We start from the raw sequence: 14,072 nt of genomic DNA, 5'->3' as shown, positions 1-14,072 counted from the left end.
GGGACATCGACACGCCCCCGGATACATAGCGACATGGTGTTGCTATAGTTCGCGACATGTCGTCGCCAAGTTCCCGCCAAAGCTGGCTGCCTCTCTTCGTGCTCGCGGTCGGTGTGTCGATGGTCGTCATCGACGCGACGATCGTGAACGTCGCCGTTCCGGCGATGATCGACGATCTGGGGCTCACGGTCACCGACGTGGAGTGGGTCAACTCCCTCTACCTGCTGGTGTTCGCGTCCCTGCTTATCCCGCTGGGCCGTATCGGTGACCAGCGCGGCAGGCCGCAGCTGTTCGCCACGGGCATCGTGGTCTTCCTGGTGGCGAGCCTGCTGGCGGCGATCGCGGGGAGCAGCGCGATGCTGATCGGGGCCAGGGGAATCCAGGGAGTGGGCGCCGCGATGGCCATGCCCATGACGCTCGCGATCATCAACTCCACCTACTTCGGCAGGCAGCGGGTGATCGGATTCGCGATCTGGGGCTCGATCGTCGGCGGTATGGCCGCCATCGGGCCGCTGGTCGGCGGCTGGCTGGTCACCGACCACGGCTGGCGTGCGGCGTTCTGGATCAACCTGCCCATCGGCGCGCTGGTCCTGCTCGGCGCGCTGCGCATCCCCGCCTCCCGTGAGGATCGGGCCACCGGTCACGATCCGCTGGGCATCGCGCTGATCGTGCTGGGCATGTTCTCCATCGTCTTCGGCCTCATCGAAGGGCAGAAGTACGGCTGGCTCACTCCCCTGCGGCCCGCCGAACTCTTCGGGCTGCGGTTCGAGGAGGTCTCCCCGGTGCCCTTCGCGTTCGGCATCGGCATCCTGGCCGTGGCAGCCTTCATCCTGCTGGAGCGGCGACGCGAGCGGGCCGGGCGCCCCGTGCTGATCGACCTGACACTGTTCACGCTGCCCGGCTTCCGCTACGGCGCGATAGCGGCGATGATCGTGGCGCTGGGCGAGTTCGGGGTGATCCTGGTGCTGCCGCTGTTCCTGCAGTCGGCGCTCGGCCACAGCGCGTTCACGGCCGGCCTCATCATCGCCACCCTCGCCGTGGGCACCTTCCTGGCCGGTGGCGTGGTCCCCGTCCTGACCAGGAGGGTGAACTCACGAACGGTCGTGCAGATCGGCCTCGCCCTGGAGGTCATGGGCGCCGTCGGCATCGGTCTCTCCCTGGAGGCCGGCATGAGCGTGTGGCGGATCGTGCCCTGGATGCTCGTCTACGGCTTCGGCATCGGCTTCGCCACGGCCCAGCTCACCAGCGTGCTGATGGCCGACGTGCCCGCCCGGCAGGCGGGTCAGGCCTCCGGGTTGCAGAGCGCGATCCGCCAGGTCGGTGCGGGGCTGGGGGTCGCCGTCCTGGGCGGGGTGCTGGTCACCGGACTCGGCTCGTCGGTCGAGAAGAACATGGCGTCCTATCCGGAGCAGGTCCGCACGAGCGTGGCGAACGCCGTGCAGGAGAGCGGTGGTGCGGCCATCCCGGGGCTGAGCGATCCGGCCGTCCACGCGGCGGCGGTCGCGGGCGCCACGGAGGCGACCCGCAGGGTGCCGGTCATCACCGGGCTGGTCCTGCTGGCCGGGCTCGGCTTCACGTTCCTGCTCCCGCGTACCGCCGCTCCCACCCGGGACGGCGAGGACGCGGACGGGGACGAGGGCGGGGAGAATGAGAGTGACGGAGCGGGGACACCCGAGCCGGACAACGGAGGACGCCACCAGGAGGTGTAGATGCCAAGGATCAGCGCGGCGACCGTCGCCGACCACCGGGCCAACCAGCACGCCGCCCTGCTGGAGGCGGCGCGCGAGATCCTGGCCGCGCAAGGTGTGCACGCGCTCACCCCGGCGGCGGTGGGCGCCCGGATCGGCCTGGCCCGATCGAGCGTCTACCGCTACTTCTCCTCCACCGCCGACATCCTCGCCCAGCTCACCGAGGAGGGCTTCCCCCGCTGGGCCGGCCGCCTGCGCGCCACCATGGCGGAGACCCCGCCCGACGGGCCGGCCGGCTCACTCGACGGACGGCTCCGGGCGTACGGCAGGGTCGCGCTCGAGTTCGTCGGCAGTACCGACTACGCGCTGGTCCCGGCGGCACAGACGCTCGGACTGCCGGCCGAGTGCCTGGCACGGCTGGAGGAGTTGCACGGATCGCTCATCGAACCGCTCGGCGACGTGCTCCGCGAGGCGGGACACGACCACCCCGCCCTGCGGGCCGAACTCGCGTGGGGCGTACTCCGCGCGGGCACCCGGCGCCTCGCCTCGGAGTCCTCCGGCGGTCCCGGCGCGGAGGACACGTCCGAGATCATCGAGATCACCCTCGACATGTTCTGCCGGACTCTGCGCTGACCTGACGCCGGTCGGAATATCCGGGGAGGAGCGGTACGAGCCGGGCGGGCACCGGTGAGACGGGAACTCCAGCGACTGGGAACACCGCCATGGCGACGCGGCGGCTCGCGGCCCTTCACCGGCTGCGGCCACCAGGCCCGTCGCCGCGCGGAACAGCGCTTTTCGAGGGCGCCCCGCACCGGCCTCGATGGTCAGGAGAACAGAGCGCGGCCCCAGTAGTCGCCCGCGTCGCGCACGCCGGGCGGGCAGGCGAACAGGGCGCTGGAGACGTGCTTGATGTACTCGTTGAGGGAGTCCTTGCCCGCCAGGGAGCGCTGCACGGTGACGAACTGGCGGTGCGGGTCGCGCTGGTAGGCCATGAAGAACAGGCCGGCGTCCAGCCGGCCCAGGCCGTCGGAGCCGTCCACGTAGTTGTAGCCGCGGCGCAGCAGGTGCGCACCGCCGTTGTGGGACGGGTGGGCGAGCCGTACGTGCGCGTCGTCGAAGATCAGGGGCTTCCCGTCGGGTCCCTTGGCCTCGAAGTCGATCGGGTCGAACTCGTTCTTCCTGCCCAGCGGTGCCCCCTCCCCCTTGTCCCGGCCGAAGATCTGCTCCTGCTCGACCAGCGGCGCCCGGTCCCAGGTCTCGACCAGCATCCGGATCTTGCGGGTGACCAGGTAGCTGCCGCCGGTCATCCAGTCGGGGCCGTCGCCGGAACCCACCCAGAGCTGCTCCTTCAGCAGCGCCACGTCCTCCAGCTTGAGGTTGGCCGTGCCGTCCTTGAACCCCATCAGGTTGCGCGGCGTCGCCTGCGCGCGCGAGGTCGACGAGGTGCGTCCGAAGCCGAGCTGGGACCAGCGCACCGAGACCCGGCCGAAGCCGATGCGCGCCAGGTTACGGATGGCGTGCACCGCCACCTGCGGGTCGTGCGCGCACGCCTGCACGCACAGGTCACCGCCGGAGATCTCCGGCAGCAGCGCGTCGCCGGGCAGGTGCGGCAGGTCGGCCAGCGCGGCCGGCCTGCGCGAGGCCAGCCCGAACCGGTCGTCGAAGAGCGATCCGCCGAAGCCGACGGTCAGCGTCAGCCCGGAGGCGGGCAGGCCGAGGGCCTCGCCGGTGTCGTCCGGCGGCGCCTCCGGCTCGCCGCCGACCGCGCCGAACGCGCCCGCCTCCTGGCCCTGGGTCATCCGGGCCGCGGCGGCGGTCCACTCCTGGAGCAGCTCGGCCAGCTCCGCCTTCTTCTCGGTGATGACGTCGAAGGAGACGAAGTGCAGCCGGTCCTGCGCCGGGGTGACGATGCCCGCCTGGTGCTCGCCATAGAAGGGGACCGCGTCGGAGACGGAGGCGACCGTGGTGGGCGCGGGCTCGCCACCGATCCCGCGCACCGCGATCACACCCGCGCCGGCGACCGCCACGCCGGCCGCGCCCATGCCGAACAGCTTCCTGCGGCTGATCCGCTCGCTCATCGAACCCCCTCTACGACAGGTCGCTCGTTACTTCGCCACCACCGCGGCGATCTTACTGATCGGCTCGGCGAGTGCGTTGATCGCGTCCGACAACTTCTTGAGGTCGTCCTTGGACAGCTCGGTGTGCAGCTTCCAGCCGTCGCCCTTCTGGTGCGCGCCGAGCGCGGCCTCGGCCCCGGCGAACTTCTCGTCCAGCGTCTTCACCAGCTCCGGGGCGCGTTCCTCCAGAACGGGGCGGAGCGCCTGCACCGCGGCCTTGGAACCCTGCAGGTTGGCGTCGAAGTCCCACAGGTCGGTGTGCGAGTAGCGGTCCTCCTCACCGGTGATCTTCCCGGAGGCCACCTCGTCGAGCAGGCCCTTGGCGCCGTTGGCCAGCAGCACCGGCGACAGCTCGGCGGAGTTGGACTGCTCCACGATGGTCTTGATGTCGGCCATCAGCTTGTCGGCGATCGGGCCGTCCTTGCTGACATCCTTCTTGACCCAGAGGTCCTTCTCGATCCGGTGGAAGCCGGTCCACTCCTCCCCCTCGGCCACGTCGTTCTCCCGGGCGTCGATGGCCGGGTCGAGGTCGCCGAAGATCTCCGCGACCGGCTCGATCCGCTCCCAGTAGGTGCGGGAGACCGGGAAGAGCGCCTTGGCCTTGTCGATGTCCTCGGCCTTGACCGCGTCGACGAACTCCTGCGCCTTGACCAGCAGCGTGTCGCTCTGCGACTTGATGTAGCGCTTGTAGCTGGCGGTCGCCTCGGCGAGCTGGGCGTCGTCGCTGAGCGGCTTGTGCTCGCCGGTGACCTTGAGCGGGCCGCGGACGCCCTTGCCGACCATGCCGGGCTTGCAGGCGGTCTCGTAGCTGCCGGCCGGCAACTCGACGATCACCTCGCGGGTCAGGCCCGGCACGATGTTCTCCACCTCCCCCATGACCCGGTCGCCGGGGGCGTAGACGTAGAACTCGGTCACCTTGGTGCCACCGTTGGTGATCGCGAATGTCGAGGTGCCCGCGGCCACCTCGGTGACGGCGACCTTGCACTCGGTGTCGGTGGCGGCCACCGCGACGGGACCGCCCTTGGCCGGAGCCGCGGAGGCACCCGCGTCCGTGGCCGGGGTGGGCTCGGAGGAGCAGGCCGCGAGGCCGGTGAGGGCGAGTGCGCCCGCGGCGATGGCAAGGGAAGTACGCATGATCGTCCTGTTCAGGCGGTTTCAGCCCGCGGGCTGCGGGTCGGTCGAGGGGGTGGCGGGTGAGGGGGTCGGGCGGCTGCGCCACGGCTGCAGGAAGAGGATGAGCGTGGGCACCGCGTAGGCGGCCCAGGCCACCGTCTCCAGCACGCTCGGCTGCGGGGTGATGTTGAACATCCCGGCCAGCAGGGCACCGTACCAGGAGTCGGCGGGCAACACGCCGCTGATGTCGAAGGCGTAGCTGGACAGGCCCGGCAGGACGGCCGCCTCCTGCAGGTCGTGCACGCCGTACTTGAAGATTCCGGCGGCGACCAGGATCAGCAGCAGGCCGGTCCAGGTGAAGAACCTGGTCAGGTTGATCCGCATCGCGCTGCGGTAGATGGCCCAGCCCAGCAGGACCGCGGTGATCAGCCCCAGGCTGATCCCGATCAGCGGGACCGCGGTGGTGGTGGCGCCCTGCACCGAGGCGAAGAACAGCAGCGCGGTCTCCAGGCCCTCGCGCGCCACGGCGAGGAAGGCCATCACGACCACCGCGATCGCGCCGACCTCCAGGGCCTCGCTCAGCTTGGCGCGCAGGTCACCGGAGATCGTACGGGCGGCACCCCGCATCCAGAAGATCATCCAGGTGACGAACACGGTGGCCAGCAGCGAGGTGACCGCCTCGAACAACTCCTGCTGCCGGTATTCCAGATGGGCGACGGTGAAGGTGAGCAGCGCACCGAACGCGATCGACAGCACGAGAGCGGCGCCGACCCCGGCCCAGACGAGGGGAAGCCGGTCACGTCGATCACTTTTGACGAGGAGGGCGACGAGCACGGAGACGACGAGCGCGGCCTCCAGACCTTCGCGTAGTCCGATGAGATAGCTGGCGAACACCGTCACTCCATGAGATGGAAAGGCTTGCCTAAATTAGGGCAGGGCAACCTTACTCTTCACAAGGAGATAATTCCCACTGGGGTACGAAAGACATGAACAGCCCGGTGATAATGCCGTATGCGTACGATCAAGCGGTTCACCCCGTCTTTGGGCGTTCCACGCTTGGCACCTCGTACCCTCTCCTACCTCGCCATCGGAGCCTCGGCGGCCCGCAGGGATCGCCAGATCCGCTCGGGAAGCAGTCGGGACGCCTCGTCCAGGTCGATGCCGGGGGCCCCGGCCAGCCAGCGGCGGGCCGTCTCCGCGACCGGGCCGACGACCAGCATCTCGATCAGCTCGTCGGGCAGCCCCACGACCAGCCCCGCCCTGATGTACGGTCGCAGCCAGCCCAGGATCCCGGCCAGCCTGGGCTCCTTCTCCTCCGCGATCAGATCCGCGTGCGCGGCCAGGAAGTCGGCGTAGGCGGAGGTGTGGACGAAGCGCGCGGCGGCCGCGTGCTCGCGGGTGAAACCGAGATATCCGGTGACCACGGCCCGGACGCCGGCGGCGGCCCGCGCCTCCGTGCCGTCGCGGGGGCTGCCCTCCCGCTCCTGCGGCACCGCGTCGAGTGCGGCGATGACGGCGTCGAGCAGGTCGGACAGGCAGCGCGCGTAGAGGGCGGCCGCCAGCCCGTCGAAGCTGCCGAAGTGGTGGTAGAGGCTTCCGACGCTGACGCCGCTGGTAGCGGTCACCGCCGTCATGGTGAAGCCGTCGGCGCCCTTCTCCGCGTAGAGGTCCAGTGCCGCCGCCAGCAGCCGCTCCCGGGTCTGCTCCCCGCGCCGCTGCCTAGGCGACACCGGTCAGCTCCGCGGCCTGCGCCCACAGTTCCCCCGCCCGTTCGGGATCGGCGGCCACCGGGGCGAGGGGCAGTTCGCGGTCGACGTCGAAGTACCGTCCGGTGCCGGCCCGGTCGAGCGCCAGCCGTACGACCGGGGCCGCACCGTCGGCCGGCGCCTTCCCCAGCCGCTTCGCGGCCCTCAGCAGCACCCCCGCGAGGCCGCTCCGGTCACCGAGCCCGGTCCTGATCACTCCGGGGTGGACGGCGTCGATCGTGATGCCCCGCGGCTTCCAGCGCTCGGCCCACAGCGGCATCAGCGCCAGGTTGCAGAGCTTGGTGTTGGCATAGGTGCGCAGCGGAGAGAAGTCCGCTCCGGCCGGGGTGCGCGCGAGGTCGACCCGGCCCGTGCCGTACAGGCCGGCGGTGACCTGGACGACCCTGCTCAGGCGATCTTCCAGCAGGTGGTTGAGCAGGAAGGGCGCCAGGTGGTTGACGGCGAAGGACTCCTCGAAGCCGTCCTCGGTGAGCCGCCGCGCCGATGGCCAGATCCCGGCGTTGTGCACCAGCACGTCGAGCCGCGGGCAGGTTCCGGCCAGCGCCTCGGCGACGGCCCGGACCCCCTTCAACGTCGAGAGGTCTCCGGCGACCAGATCGGCGCCGAGCCGTGCGGCCTCGCCCGCCGCGGCGGGGTTCCTGGCCACGACCACCACCCGGTGATCGCGGCGGGCGAACTCCTCGGCCGTGGCCAGGCCGATCCCGCGGTTGCCACCGGTGATGACGACAGTAGGTCCCATGGAGAAATCGTAGCCGATTCTAGAGAGACTCTCTAGAATCGGGAGGCCGCCGGACGGCATCTCGAAAAGGTGAGCGGCGGGGCCTCGCGGGAAGATCCGGCGGCCGTCGCCGGAGAGGCACGGGCCACCCTCATGTCGTCCATCTCACCGTGCCCGGCTCGTACCCGATCCGGTTCCTCCCGCAGGAGGAGGGACCGGGCAGAGGTGAAACACGGGTAGCACCGCGGGTTCCTCTCCGTGGAGGAGGGAACGGGCGGGCCGTTTCCCTAGATTCGGAAACATGAAGGACGAAGAGCCCCCGAACACCCGGGTACGGCCCGGCAGGTGGCGACCACGAAGGCTGCTGCTGCGGATCACCGCCTGGGGCGCGGGACTGGTCGTGCTGACGGCGGGGGCCGGGTTCCTCTACGAGACGGCCGCCCGGCAGGACGACGCAGGACGACACCTGCCACCGGGGCGGCTGGTCAACGTGGGTGGCCACCGCCTCCACCTGCACTGCACCGGGAGGGGCGCGCCCACCGTCGTGCTTGAGGCGGGACTGGCGGAGTCGAGCGCGAGCTGGGAGACGATCCAGCGCGGGCTCGCCACCGGCAACCGGGTGTGCTCCTACGACCGGGCCGGATACGCCTGGAGCGAGGACAGCCCCCTGCCGCGTACGGCGGAGCACCTCGCCGAAGAGCTGCGCACGTTACTGGCCGTCGCCGGGGAGGCAGGACCGTACGTCCTGATCGGGCACTCCTACGGCGGCAACACCGTCCGCGTCTTCGCCGACCGGTGGCGGAACCTGACCGCCGGGCTGGTACTGATCGACGTCACCGACGAGACGGCCGAGACCGCGCTGAGGATCTCCCGGCCGCTGATCTCGGCCCAGTTCACCCTCAGCCAGCTGATCGCCCGGCTCGGCCTGCTCCGGCTGCTGGACGACGTCTTCGTACCTGCCGACGCCACCGCGACGGCCCGCGCCCACGCCACCGTCGTCTACGGTTCCAGCAGCATGGCAGCCGGCCGCGCCGAGGCCTGGGCCTCGGTGGACAGCGCCGCCCAGATCCGCGCGACGGTCCGTCCGAAGGCCTGGGGCGACCTGCCGGTAGTGGTCATCTCCGCGGGAGGCCAGCCGCCCGAGGCCGTCGCGCACGCCCGGAGCCTGGCCGCGCTGTCGGCCCGGGGCCGCCTGGTCGTCGCGGACACGACCGAGCACTATGTTCAGAACGCCCAGCCCGACCTCGTCCTCGACGCGATCGGCGAGGTCGTCGCCGCCCACCGGAAGAGCTGACCCGCCCCGCGCCGCCGAACACACGCAGGCCGGCGACGAGGGAACCCTGTCCACCTCCGGCACCGTCGCCCTGCCGCGACGGACCGATCATGAGGATGCCTCTCGGTTCAGCGGGCGGCCCGGCGATAGACACCCGGGGTGATGCCGTACCAGCGGACGAACCAGCGGGTCAGGTGACTCTGATCGGCGAAACCGGTCTCCGCGGCGACGGCCGCGATCGGCGTGCCCCGCGACAGCAGCCCACGAGCCACCCGCAGACGAACCTGCCGCTGGTAATCGCTCGGCGCCATCCCGTACGCCGCCCGGAAGGCCCGGTAGACGGTGAACCTGCTGGATCCGGACACGGCGGCCAGGGAGTCGGCGGTGTGGTCGGTCCGGTAGTCGTCCTCGAGCAGTTCCGCCACCCGCCCGGCGACGCTCGCCGCGCCCCGGCTCCCCGCCCGGAACCGCGGGCCCCTCGCGGCGGGACCGCTGAGGGCCGCGCGGCGGACCAGGGCGGGGATGACCGCGTCCAGCAGCTCGTCGGCGACCAGGGCGGGGGCTCCGCCGAGAAGCGCGGCGTGCAGGCGGCCCAGCCCTCCGGCGAGCACCGGGTCGTGGACGACCGGCTCGGCGAACAGCGGCAGCCCGGCCGCGGCCCGCGAACCCGGCCAGCGCACCGGAGACGAGCTCGGGGCCGATGTGCACGATCCGGTAGGTGAAACCGAGCTCGTCGGCCGCCCGACCGTCGTGCGGGTCGTCCGGGTTGAACGCCAGCACCATCCCCGCCGTGCTCGTGTGGCCCGCACCCCGGCAGGTGAACGCCTGTCGGCCGTCGTCGGTGATCCCGAAGGAGTAGGTCTCGTGGCTGTGCCGGTGGTAGGTGTGCCGCTCGAAGTGGGCGTGCATCGCCTCCAGCCCCGGCCGGGGCCGGGGCCGGGGCGAGCACCAGTAGCGCGACCAGTCACCTGACATGGGGCCAGTCAGCTTCTCGGCCCTGAAGGGCCGAGCTTGCAGTTCCTCGCCGTCGATGGATTCGACGGTTCAGGCCACGTCGTCGGCAGCGTGACTCACTGCCCAGCTCGCAACGCCGCGTGAGGCGATGTTGCGGGCCGCGTTGACGTCGGCGTGCTCAGCGAAGCCGCACGACGTGCAGGCGAAGGTGGCCTGATCGGGCCGGTTCTTCCTGTCGATGTGGCCGCACGCCGAACACCCTTGGGAGGTATAGCGCGGGTCCACATAGACCACCGGCACCCCGGCCCGGGTCGCCTTGTAGGCGATGAAGGCGCCGAGCTGGGCGAAGGCCCAGGAGTGCAGCGTGACCCGCTGGGGCTTGCGGAGCCGGACCCTTTCGCGAAGGCCGCCCAGGTCTTCCAGGGCGATGCCGCGAGAGGTGCGTTGGGCCTCGGTCACGATCTGCTTGGAGATGCGGTGGTTGGTGTCGGCGGCGAAGCGTGCTTCCCGGCCGGAGAGGTTACGCAGGAGCCGCTTGGCGGATTTGGTGCCCTTGGCCTGGAGGCGCTTGCGCAGGCGGCGGTTGCGATGGCGGACCTGGTTCAGGTGCTTGCCCGCGTGGACGCTGCCGTCGCCGGTGGTGGCGATGTTGGCGATGCCGAGGTCGACGCCGAGGAAGCCGTTCGGCTCGATCGGTTCGGGCTCGGGAGTGTCGCAGGTGGCGTACAGGTACCACTGGCCGCCCCGGTAGACGAGGTCGCTCTCGCCCTGACGGTGCTCGGTGAGCGTCTTCAACTGCTCGGGGGAGCATGCGAAGGGGATGCGGCCGAAGCGCCCGCGCACGGTCCAGATCGAGACGGTGCGGGCGTCCATCTGCCAGGACAGGCATCGGTCGTCGAACGGCTGGGCGGCGTCCTTGCGGAACCGGATCGGCTTCGACTCGGCGGTCGTTCGCCGCTTCGATCCCTCGCTGCCGTAGTTCCCGGCCTTAGGTTCGCCTTCAGCGTCGCGTAGGCCCCGGCGGTCTTGCGGGCTGCGTGGATCGCGGGCTGAGCCGACAGGCCCATCTCCTTCAGCTCCCCGTACACGAGGCGCTGCAACGAGGTCTTGCCTTTTGTCCCGGTGTCGAACGCGCGGCGGGAGGCGTGGTTCGCGGCCTGGTTGCAGGCACGAAGCCTCTCCCGGAGGGCCGGCTCGGTGGCCTCGTCCGGGAGCGGCTTCACCTGCACCACGATCTTCACACCCGCATCGTAACGTCTTGTCCATGTCACCACGATGGGAATCAGATCCCCTGGTCAGGCGTGGCCGGAGCGTCGTATGCAACCTTCATGTGCATCTCGTCTTTGTCACGAAGTGCCGGCGGGATGTCCTCGACGACGCCATGCTCACCCGTTGCGAGGACGCCATACGGGGCGTGTGCGCCCAGCTCGGCGCAGAGCTGCGGGAGTCCGACGGAGAGGACGACCACGTCCACCTACTCGTGCACTACCCGCCCAAGCTCCCGATCACGACCTTGGTCAACCGGCTCAAGGGCGTCTTCGCGCACTACCTGCGTAAGGAGTTCACCGGCCGAATCAGCCGACACATCATGCACGGCCACCTGTGGTCACCTTCGTACTTCGCCGGATCCTGCGGCGGCGCACCGCTTCAGATCATCCGCGAGTACATCGAGAACCAGAAGCGGCCGCAATGACCGGTGGCACTGCGCGCCACCGGGACCAAGGATGCGATTCCTCCCGGCCCTGAAGGACCGAAATTCCTCGCAAAGATTCTTGTTGAATCGCTTCCCGGTCACGGTTCCGGTGTTCGGAACGGTCAGGGCTTGGCCGTCGCCCACCTCGACCGGCCGGCGCGCACGGAGCCGACCGCGGGTGTCCCTGGTTAGGGCACGACGACATCCCGGCCGTCCGGGCCGTACGAGCGGACGGGGTTCGGCGGGACACACGGTCGCCGTTGCCGCACCGCGGGGTGAGTACGGCTAGCGCGGCCAGTTGGCGACGGTCTCGGCACGGATGACGTCGACATGGCAGTGCGAGGTTCTGCGTCTCCCCCGGTCCAGCACGCAGACCCTGACGTCCACCCGGGTGATCTCCCCGTCCGAGGACAGCCTGAACAGGTCGTTCGCGTGGCAGGTCGAGCGCGGCCGGGCCCAGCCCGTACCGCCTCCGGTGTAGTGGAACCTGGCGCGGATGTAGGCGCAGTGGCCGCGGTGCCCGTCGCGGTCGTGGAGCGTCCCGGACACGGTGAACGTCTCGGCGCCGAAGTCCGTGATCCACACGTTGGCCCTGGCATACCCGCCGTGCCCGCCCGCCGACCGGACCGGCCCCCAGTGGAGCAGGTCCCCGCTCACCGCTCCCGCGGTGGCCTTCTCCGTCGTGGCCTCCGCCGCCACGGCCGGTCCCCCGGCGAGCAGCGCCGTCAACATCACACCGATCAATCCCTTACGCATGGCTAAAGGGATATCCCCGTCGACTTGGAAGCCCCTTGCGTCTGGCTTGTCCCGGGACGGGCTCCGGGACGAGAAGGTCTCAGCCCGGCCGGAGCCGTCCGGACGGCCGCACCGGGTGGCCGTCCGGACGGCCACCCGGTGTGCCGCCGAAAACCTCGCGGCGAGCTTTCCCCAGCGTGGACGGCACGATCACACGCACCCGGTCCACGATGTCCGGCTCCGCCTCAGGGCTTGGTGATCTGGGCGGGCGGTGTCCCCTCGGGCTTGGGAACACGGATGGTGTCGGAGGGCTTCTCCCCCTTGTTGCGCGCGGCCAGGGTCGGATAGCAGTCGTAGTAACAGTAGTAGGCGTCGCAGTACCGCAGGTAGCAGATCCAGCCGTCCGTAGCCGTGGGCGAGCAGGCGACCGCCGGCGTGACCTGGGACGACGCGGCGTGGGCACCGGTCACGGGAAGTACGCCGAGCAGGCCGACGCCGGCCAGAACCGCCCCTGCCAGGCCGATGCGGACACTGCGGGTGAAGGTGTTCATGATCCTCCTCGGTTACCTACGGAGCATGGCACCACCAAAGGTAATCAAGTGAACACATGGAGTCACGCAGCCGATCACCCCGTGTCGGGACGTTCCGCGCCCGAGCGGGCCGAGGAGTCCGGCGCCGCCTTCCGGAACGCCGGTTACGACTCGGCCCCCTGGGGGACCCCCGCCGAGCGCCGGGCGATGGAGCGCACGATCTCTCCGGTGCGGACGGCGGTCATGGACAGCAGCGAGGAGGCGATCCCGTGGGTGTCCTCGGTGGCTCCCTGGAGGTAGACGCCCCAGGTCCGGCCTGGGGCGGTGGCGACCCGGTAGTCGCGCTCCACCAGCAGCGCGCCCGTCTCACCCGTGAGGCAGTGCTCGCCCGCCTCGCCGAGCAGGTCTCGCGGATCGCGCTCGCGGTAGCCGGTCGCGCAGACGACAGCGTCGGCCTCGATCGTGCTCACCTCGCCCGTGGGCAGGAAGCACATCCTGACGCGGGCGCCGTCGCCGTCGCCGTCCACGCCGAGCAGACGGGAGGCGTTCAGCATGCGCAGCCGCTCGACACCGGCGACCTTCTCCGCGTAGGAACGCCGGTAGAGCTCGTCGATGAGGTCGAGGTCCACCACCGAGTAGTTGGTGTTCCTGGAGTAGGTGAGCAGCATGCGCTTCACCTCCTCGGGGGCGGCGAAGAAGTGGTCGACGGCCTGCGGGTCGAAGATGCGGTTGGCGAAGGGGCTGTCGTCGGCCGGCGAGTAGCCGTACCTGGTGAAGACGGCACAGACCTCCGCGGACGGGTAGGTGCGGTGCAGGTGCTCGGCGGCCTCGGCCGCGCTCTGCCCGGCACCGACCACGACGAACCGTGCCGGGACGCGCTCGCCGAGGGATTCGAGCCTGGCCAGCAGTTCCTCGGTGTGCCAGATCCGCTCGCCCTGCCGCACGCCGTCGGGCAGCACGGGTTCGAGTCCGGCCGCGATCACGAGGTTACGCGTCAGGCAGGTGTGCAGCTCGTCGCCGCGTTCCACGACGACCTCGAGGGTGTCGTCGTCGTACGGACGCACCGCGACGACCTCGGAGTCGTAGCGCGCCAAGCCGGCGAAGGAGGCGGCGACCCATTCCAGGTAGTCGTGGAACTCCAGCCGGGTGGGAAACATGGTCTTGTGGTTGATGAAGTCGACCAGCCTCCCCCTGTCCTGGAGGTAGGACAGAAAGGAGTAGGAGCTTGTCGGGTTGCGCAGGGTGACCAGGTCCTTGAGGAAGTGCACCTGCATTGTGGCGCCCTCGATGAGCATGTTGCGGTGCCAGCCGAACCTGGGTTGCCTCTCGAAGAAGACCGCGTTCACATCGGAGCCGCACTCCTCTTCCAGGGCCACCGCGAGCGCGAGGTTGGAAGGGCCGAAACCGATGCCCACGACGTCATAGACCGGGCTCGACATGTTCGCCTCTCACATATTGAGGAGATGGTCCCCGCCACCGAGGCGG

Annotated in this window: 13 protein-coding genes and 2 pseudogenes; 4 read left to right on the top strand and 11 right to left on the bottom strand. The window is 70.3% G+C overall.

The features are described 5' to 3' along the window. Window positions 1-56 precede the first annotated feature (56 nt). Together AB0J58_RS09810 and AB0J58_RS09805 are read left to right on the top strand one after the other, a co-directional pair. Entirely contained in the window at window positions 57-1,709 is a 1,653-nt protein-coding gene (locus tag AB0J58_RS09810; RefSeq protein ID WP_364212716.1) for an MFS transporter, read from the top strand. After that, window positions 1,710-2,321, top strand: coding sequence for a helix-turn-helix domain-containing protein (locus tag AB0J58_RS09805; RefSeq protein ID WP_364212713.1), 612 nt, complete (start codon window positions 1,710-1,712; stop codon window positions 2,319-2,321). A 191-nt stretch (window positions 2,322-2,512) separates the two neighbouring features. On the opposite strand, the gene efeB is transcribed toward AB0J58_RS09805, so the two are convergent. From efeB to AB0J58_RS09780, 5 genes are all read right to left on the bottom strand, one after another. After that, on the bottom strand, window positions 2,513-3,766 hold the full coding sequence (gene efeB / locus AB0J58_RS09800) for an iron uptake transporter deferrochelatase/peroxidase subunit (protein ID WP_364212710.1): 1,254 nt from the start codon (window positions 3,764-3,766) through the stop codon (window positions 2,513-2,515). A 27-nt stretch (window positions 3,767-3,793) separates the two neighbouring features. Beyond that, window positions 3,794-4,939 carry an iron uptake system protein EfeO gene (efeO, locus tag AB0J58_RS09795; protein WP_343978921.1) on the bottom strand — a complete coding sequence of 382 codons (1,146 nt, stop codon included), beginning with the start codon at window positions 4,937-4,939 and terminating at the stop codon, window positions 3,794-3,796. Between the two features lie 21 nt (window positions 4,940-4,960). Next, window positions 4,961-5,812 carry an iron uptake transporter permease EfeU gene (gene efeU / locus AB0J58_RS09790; protein ID WP_364212707.1) on the bottom strand — a complete coding sequence of 284 codons (852 nt, stop codon included), beginning with the start codon at window positions 5,810-5,812 and terminating at the stop codon, window positions 4,961-4,963. A 182-nt stretch (window positions 5,813-5,994) separates the two neighbouring features. Beyond that, window positions 5,995-6,648, bottom strand: coding sequence for a TetR/AcrR family transcriptional regulator (locus AB0J58_RS09785; RefSeq protein ID WP_364212704.1), 654 nt, complete (start codon window positions 6,646-6,648; stop codon window positions 5,995-5,997). Further along, window positions 6,638-7,423: an SDR family NAD(P)-dependent oxidoreductase gene (locus AB0J58_RS09780; protein ID WP_364212701.1), complete on the bottom strand. Its 786-nt coding sequence runs from the start codon at window positions 7,421-7,423 to the stop codon at window positions 6,638-6,640. The genes AB0J58_RS09785 and AB0J58_RS09780 overlap by 11 nt, the downstream gene beginning before the upstream one ends. A gap of 280 nt (window positions 7,424-7,703) precedes the next feature. Here AB0J58_RS09780 and AB0J58_RS09775 point away from each other — a divergent pair, with 280 nt between their 5' ends. After that, window positions 7,704-8,696 carry an alpha/beta hydrolase gene (locus AB0J58_RS09775; protein WP_364212698.1) on the top strand — a complete coding sequence of 331 codons (993 nt, stop codon included), beginning with the start codon at window positions 7,704-7,706 and terminating at the stop codon, window positions 8,694-8,696. 107 nt (window positions 8,697-8,803) lie between these two features. Here the strand turns inward: AB0J58_RS09775 and AB0J58_RS09770 are convergent, their stop codons facing one another. From AB0J58_RS09770 to AB0J58_RS09760, 3 genes and pseudogenes are all read right to left on the bottom strand, one after another. Continuing rightward, the gene (locus tag AB0J58_RS09770) at window positions 8,804-9,355 is read right to left on the bottom strand and encodes an AraC family transcriptional regulator (protein WP_364212695.1); all 552 of its coding nucleotides are present in this window, start codon (window positions 9,353-9,355) and stop codon (window positions 8,804-8,806) included. A 37-nt stretch (window positions 9,356-9,392) separates the two neighbouring features. After that, a pseudogene (locus AB0J58_RS09765) lies at window positions 9,393-9,584 on the bottom strand (AraC family ligand binding domain-containing protein); the annotation flags it as partial. A 135-nt stretch (window positions 9,585-9,719) separates the two neighbouring features. After that, window positions 9,720-10,870 (bottom strand): annotated as a pseudogene (locus AB0J58_RS09760) (transposase). A gap of 23 nt (window positions 10,871-10,893) precedes the next feature. Here AB0J58_RS09760 and tnpA point away from each other — a divergent pair. Next, window positions 10,894-11,322 carry an IS200/IS605 family transposase gene (tnpA, locus tag AB0J58_RS09755; protein ID WP_364212692.1) on the top strand — a complete coding sequence of 143 codons (429 nt, stop codon included), beginning with the start codon at window positions 10,894-10,896 and terminating at the stop codon, window positions 11,320-11,322. A gap of 285 nt (window positions 11,323-11,607) precedes the next feature. Here tnpA and AB0J58_RS09750 read toward each other — a convergent pair whose 3' ends face one another. The 3 genes from AB0J58_RS09750 to AB0J58_RS09740 all read right to left on the bottom strand — a co-directional run bounded on the left by AB0J58_RS09750 (window position 11,608) and on the right by AB0J58_RS09740 (window position 14,026). Further along, on the bottom strand, window positions 11,608-12,078 hold the full coding sequence (locus AB0J58_RS09750) for a hypothetical protein (RefSeq protein WP_364212689.1): 471 nt from the start codon (window positions 12,076-12,078) through the stop codon (window positions 11,608-11,610). A gap of 224 nt (window positions 12,079-12,302) precedes the next feature. Further along, a complete protein-coding gene (locus tag AB0J58_RS09745) occupies window positions 12,303-12,608 on the bottom strand; it encodes a hypothetical protein (RefSeq protein ID WP_364212686.1) in 306 nt (101 codons plus the stop codon). A 143-nt stretch (window positions 12,609-12,751) separates the two neighbouring features. Then, window positions 12,752-14,026 carry a lysine N(6)-hydroxylase/L-ornithine N(5)-oxygenase family protein gene (locus AB0J58_RS09740; protein WP_364212683.1) on the bottom strand — a complete coding sequence of 425 codons (1,275 nt, stop codon included), beginning with the start codon at window positions 14,024-14,026 and terminating at the stop codon, window positions 12,752-12,754. Window positions 14,027-14,072: the final 46 nt, after the last annotated feature.

The sequence above is a fragment of the Streptosporangium sp. NPDC049644 genome (genome assembly GCF_040675205.1).
GTDB lineage: Bacteria > Actinomycetota > Actinomycetes > Streptosporangiales > Streptosporangiaceae > Streptosporangium > Streptosporangium fukuiense.
The sequence above is the reverse complement of the archived record's forward strand: the minus strand, read 5'-3'. Positions and strand labels throughout refer to the sequence as shown.

What these genes read in the sequence shown, in the direction of transcription:
- AB0J58_RS09810 (WP_364212716.1), top strand. Translation starts at nt 57, where the DNA reads ATGTCGTCGCCAAGTTCCCGCCAAAGCTGGCTGCCTCTCTTCGTGCTC.
- AB0J58_RS09745 (WP_364212686.1), bottom strand. Translation starts at nt 12,608, where the DNA reads ATGAACACCTTCACCCGCAGTGTCCGCATCGGCCTGGCAGGGGCGGTT.
- AB0J58_RS09740 (WP_364212683.1), bottom strand. Translation starts at nt 14,026, where the DNA reads ATGTCGAGCCCGGTCTATGACGTCGTGGGCATCGGTTTCGGCCCTTCC.
- tnpA (WP_364212692.1), top strand. Translation starts at nt 10,894, where the DNA reads ATGTCACCACGATGGGAATCAGATCCCCTGGTCAGGCGTGGCCGGAGC.
- AB0J58_RS09805 (WP_364212713.1), top strand. Translation starts at nt 1,710, where the DNA reads ATGCCAAGGATCAGCGCGGCGACCGTCGCCGACCACCGGGCCAACCAG.
- AB0J58_RS09775 (WP_364212698.1), top strand. Translation starts at nt 7,704, where the DNA reads ATGAAGGACGAAGAGCCCCCGAACACCCGGGTACGGCCCGGCAGGTGG.
- efeO (WP_343978921.1), bottom strand. Translation starts at nt 4,939, where the DNA reads ATGCGTACTTCCCTTGCCATCGCCGCGGGCGCACTCGCCCTCACCGGC.
- AB0J58_RS09780 (WP_364212701.1), bottom strand. Translation starts at nt 7,423, where the DNA reads ATGGGACCTACTGTCGTCATCACCGGTGGCAACCGCGGGATCGGCCTG.
- efeB (WP_364212710.1), bottom strand. Translation starts at nt 3,766, where the DNA reads ATGAGCGAGCGGATCAGCCGCAGGAAGCTGTTCGGCATGGGCGCGGCC.
- AB0J58_RS09750 (WP_364212689.1), bottom strand. Translation starts at nt 12,078, where the DNA reads ATGCGTAAGGGATTGATCGGTGTGATGTTGACGGCGCTGCTCGCCGGG.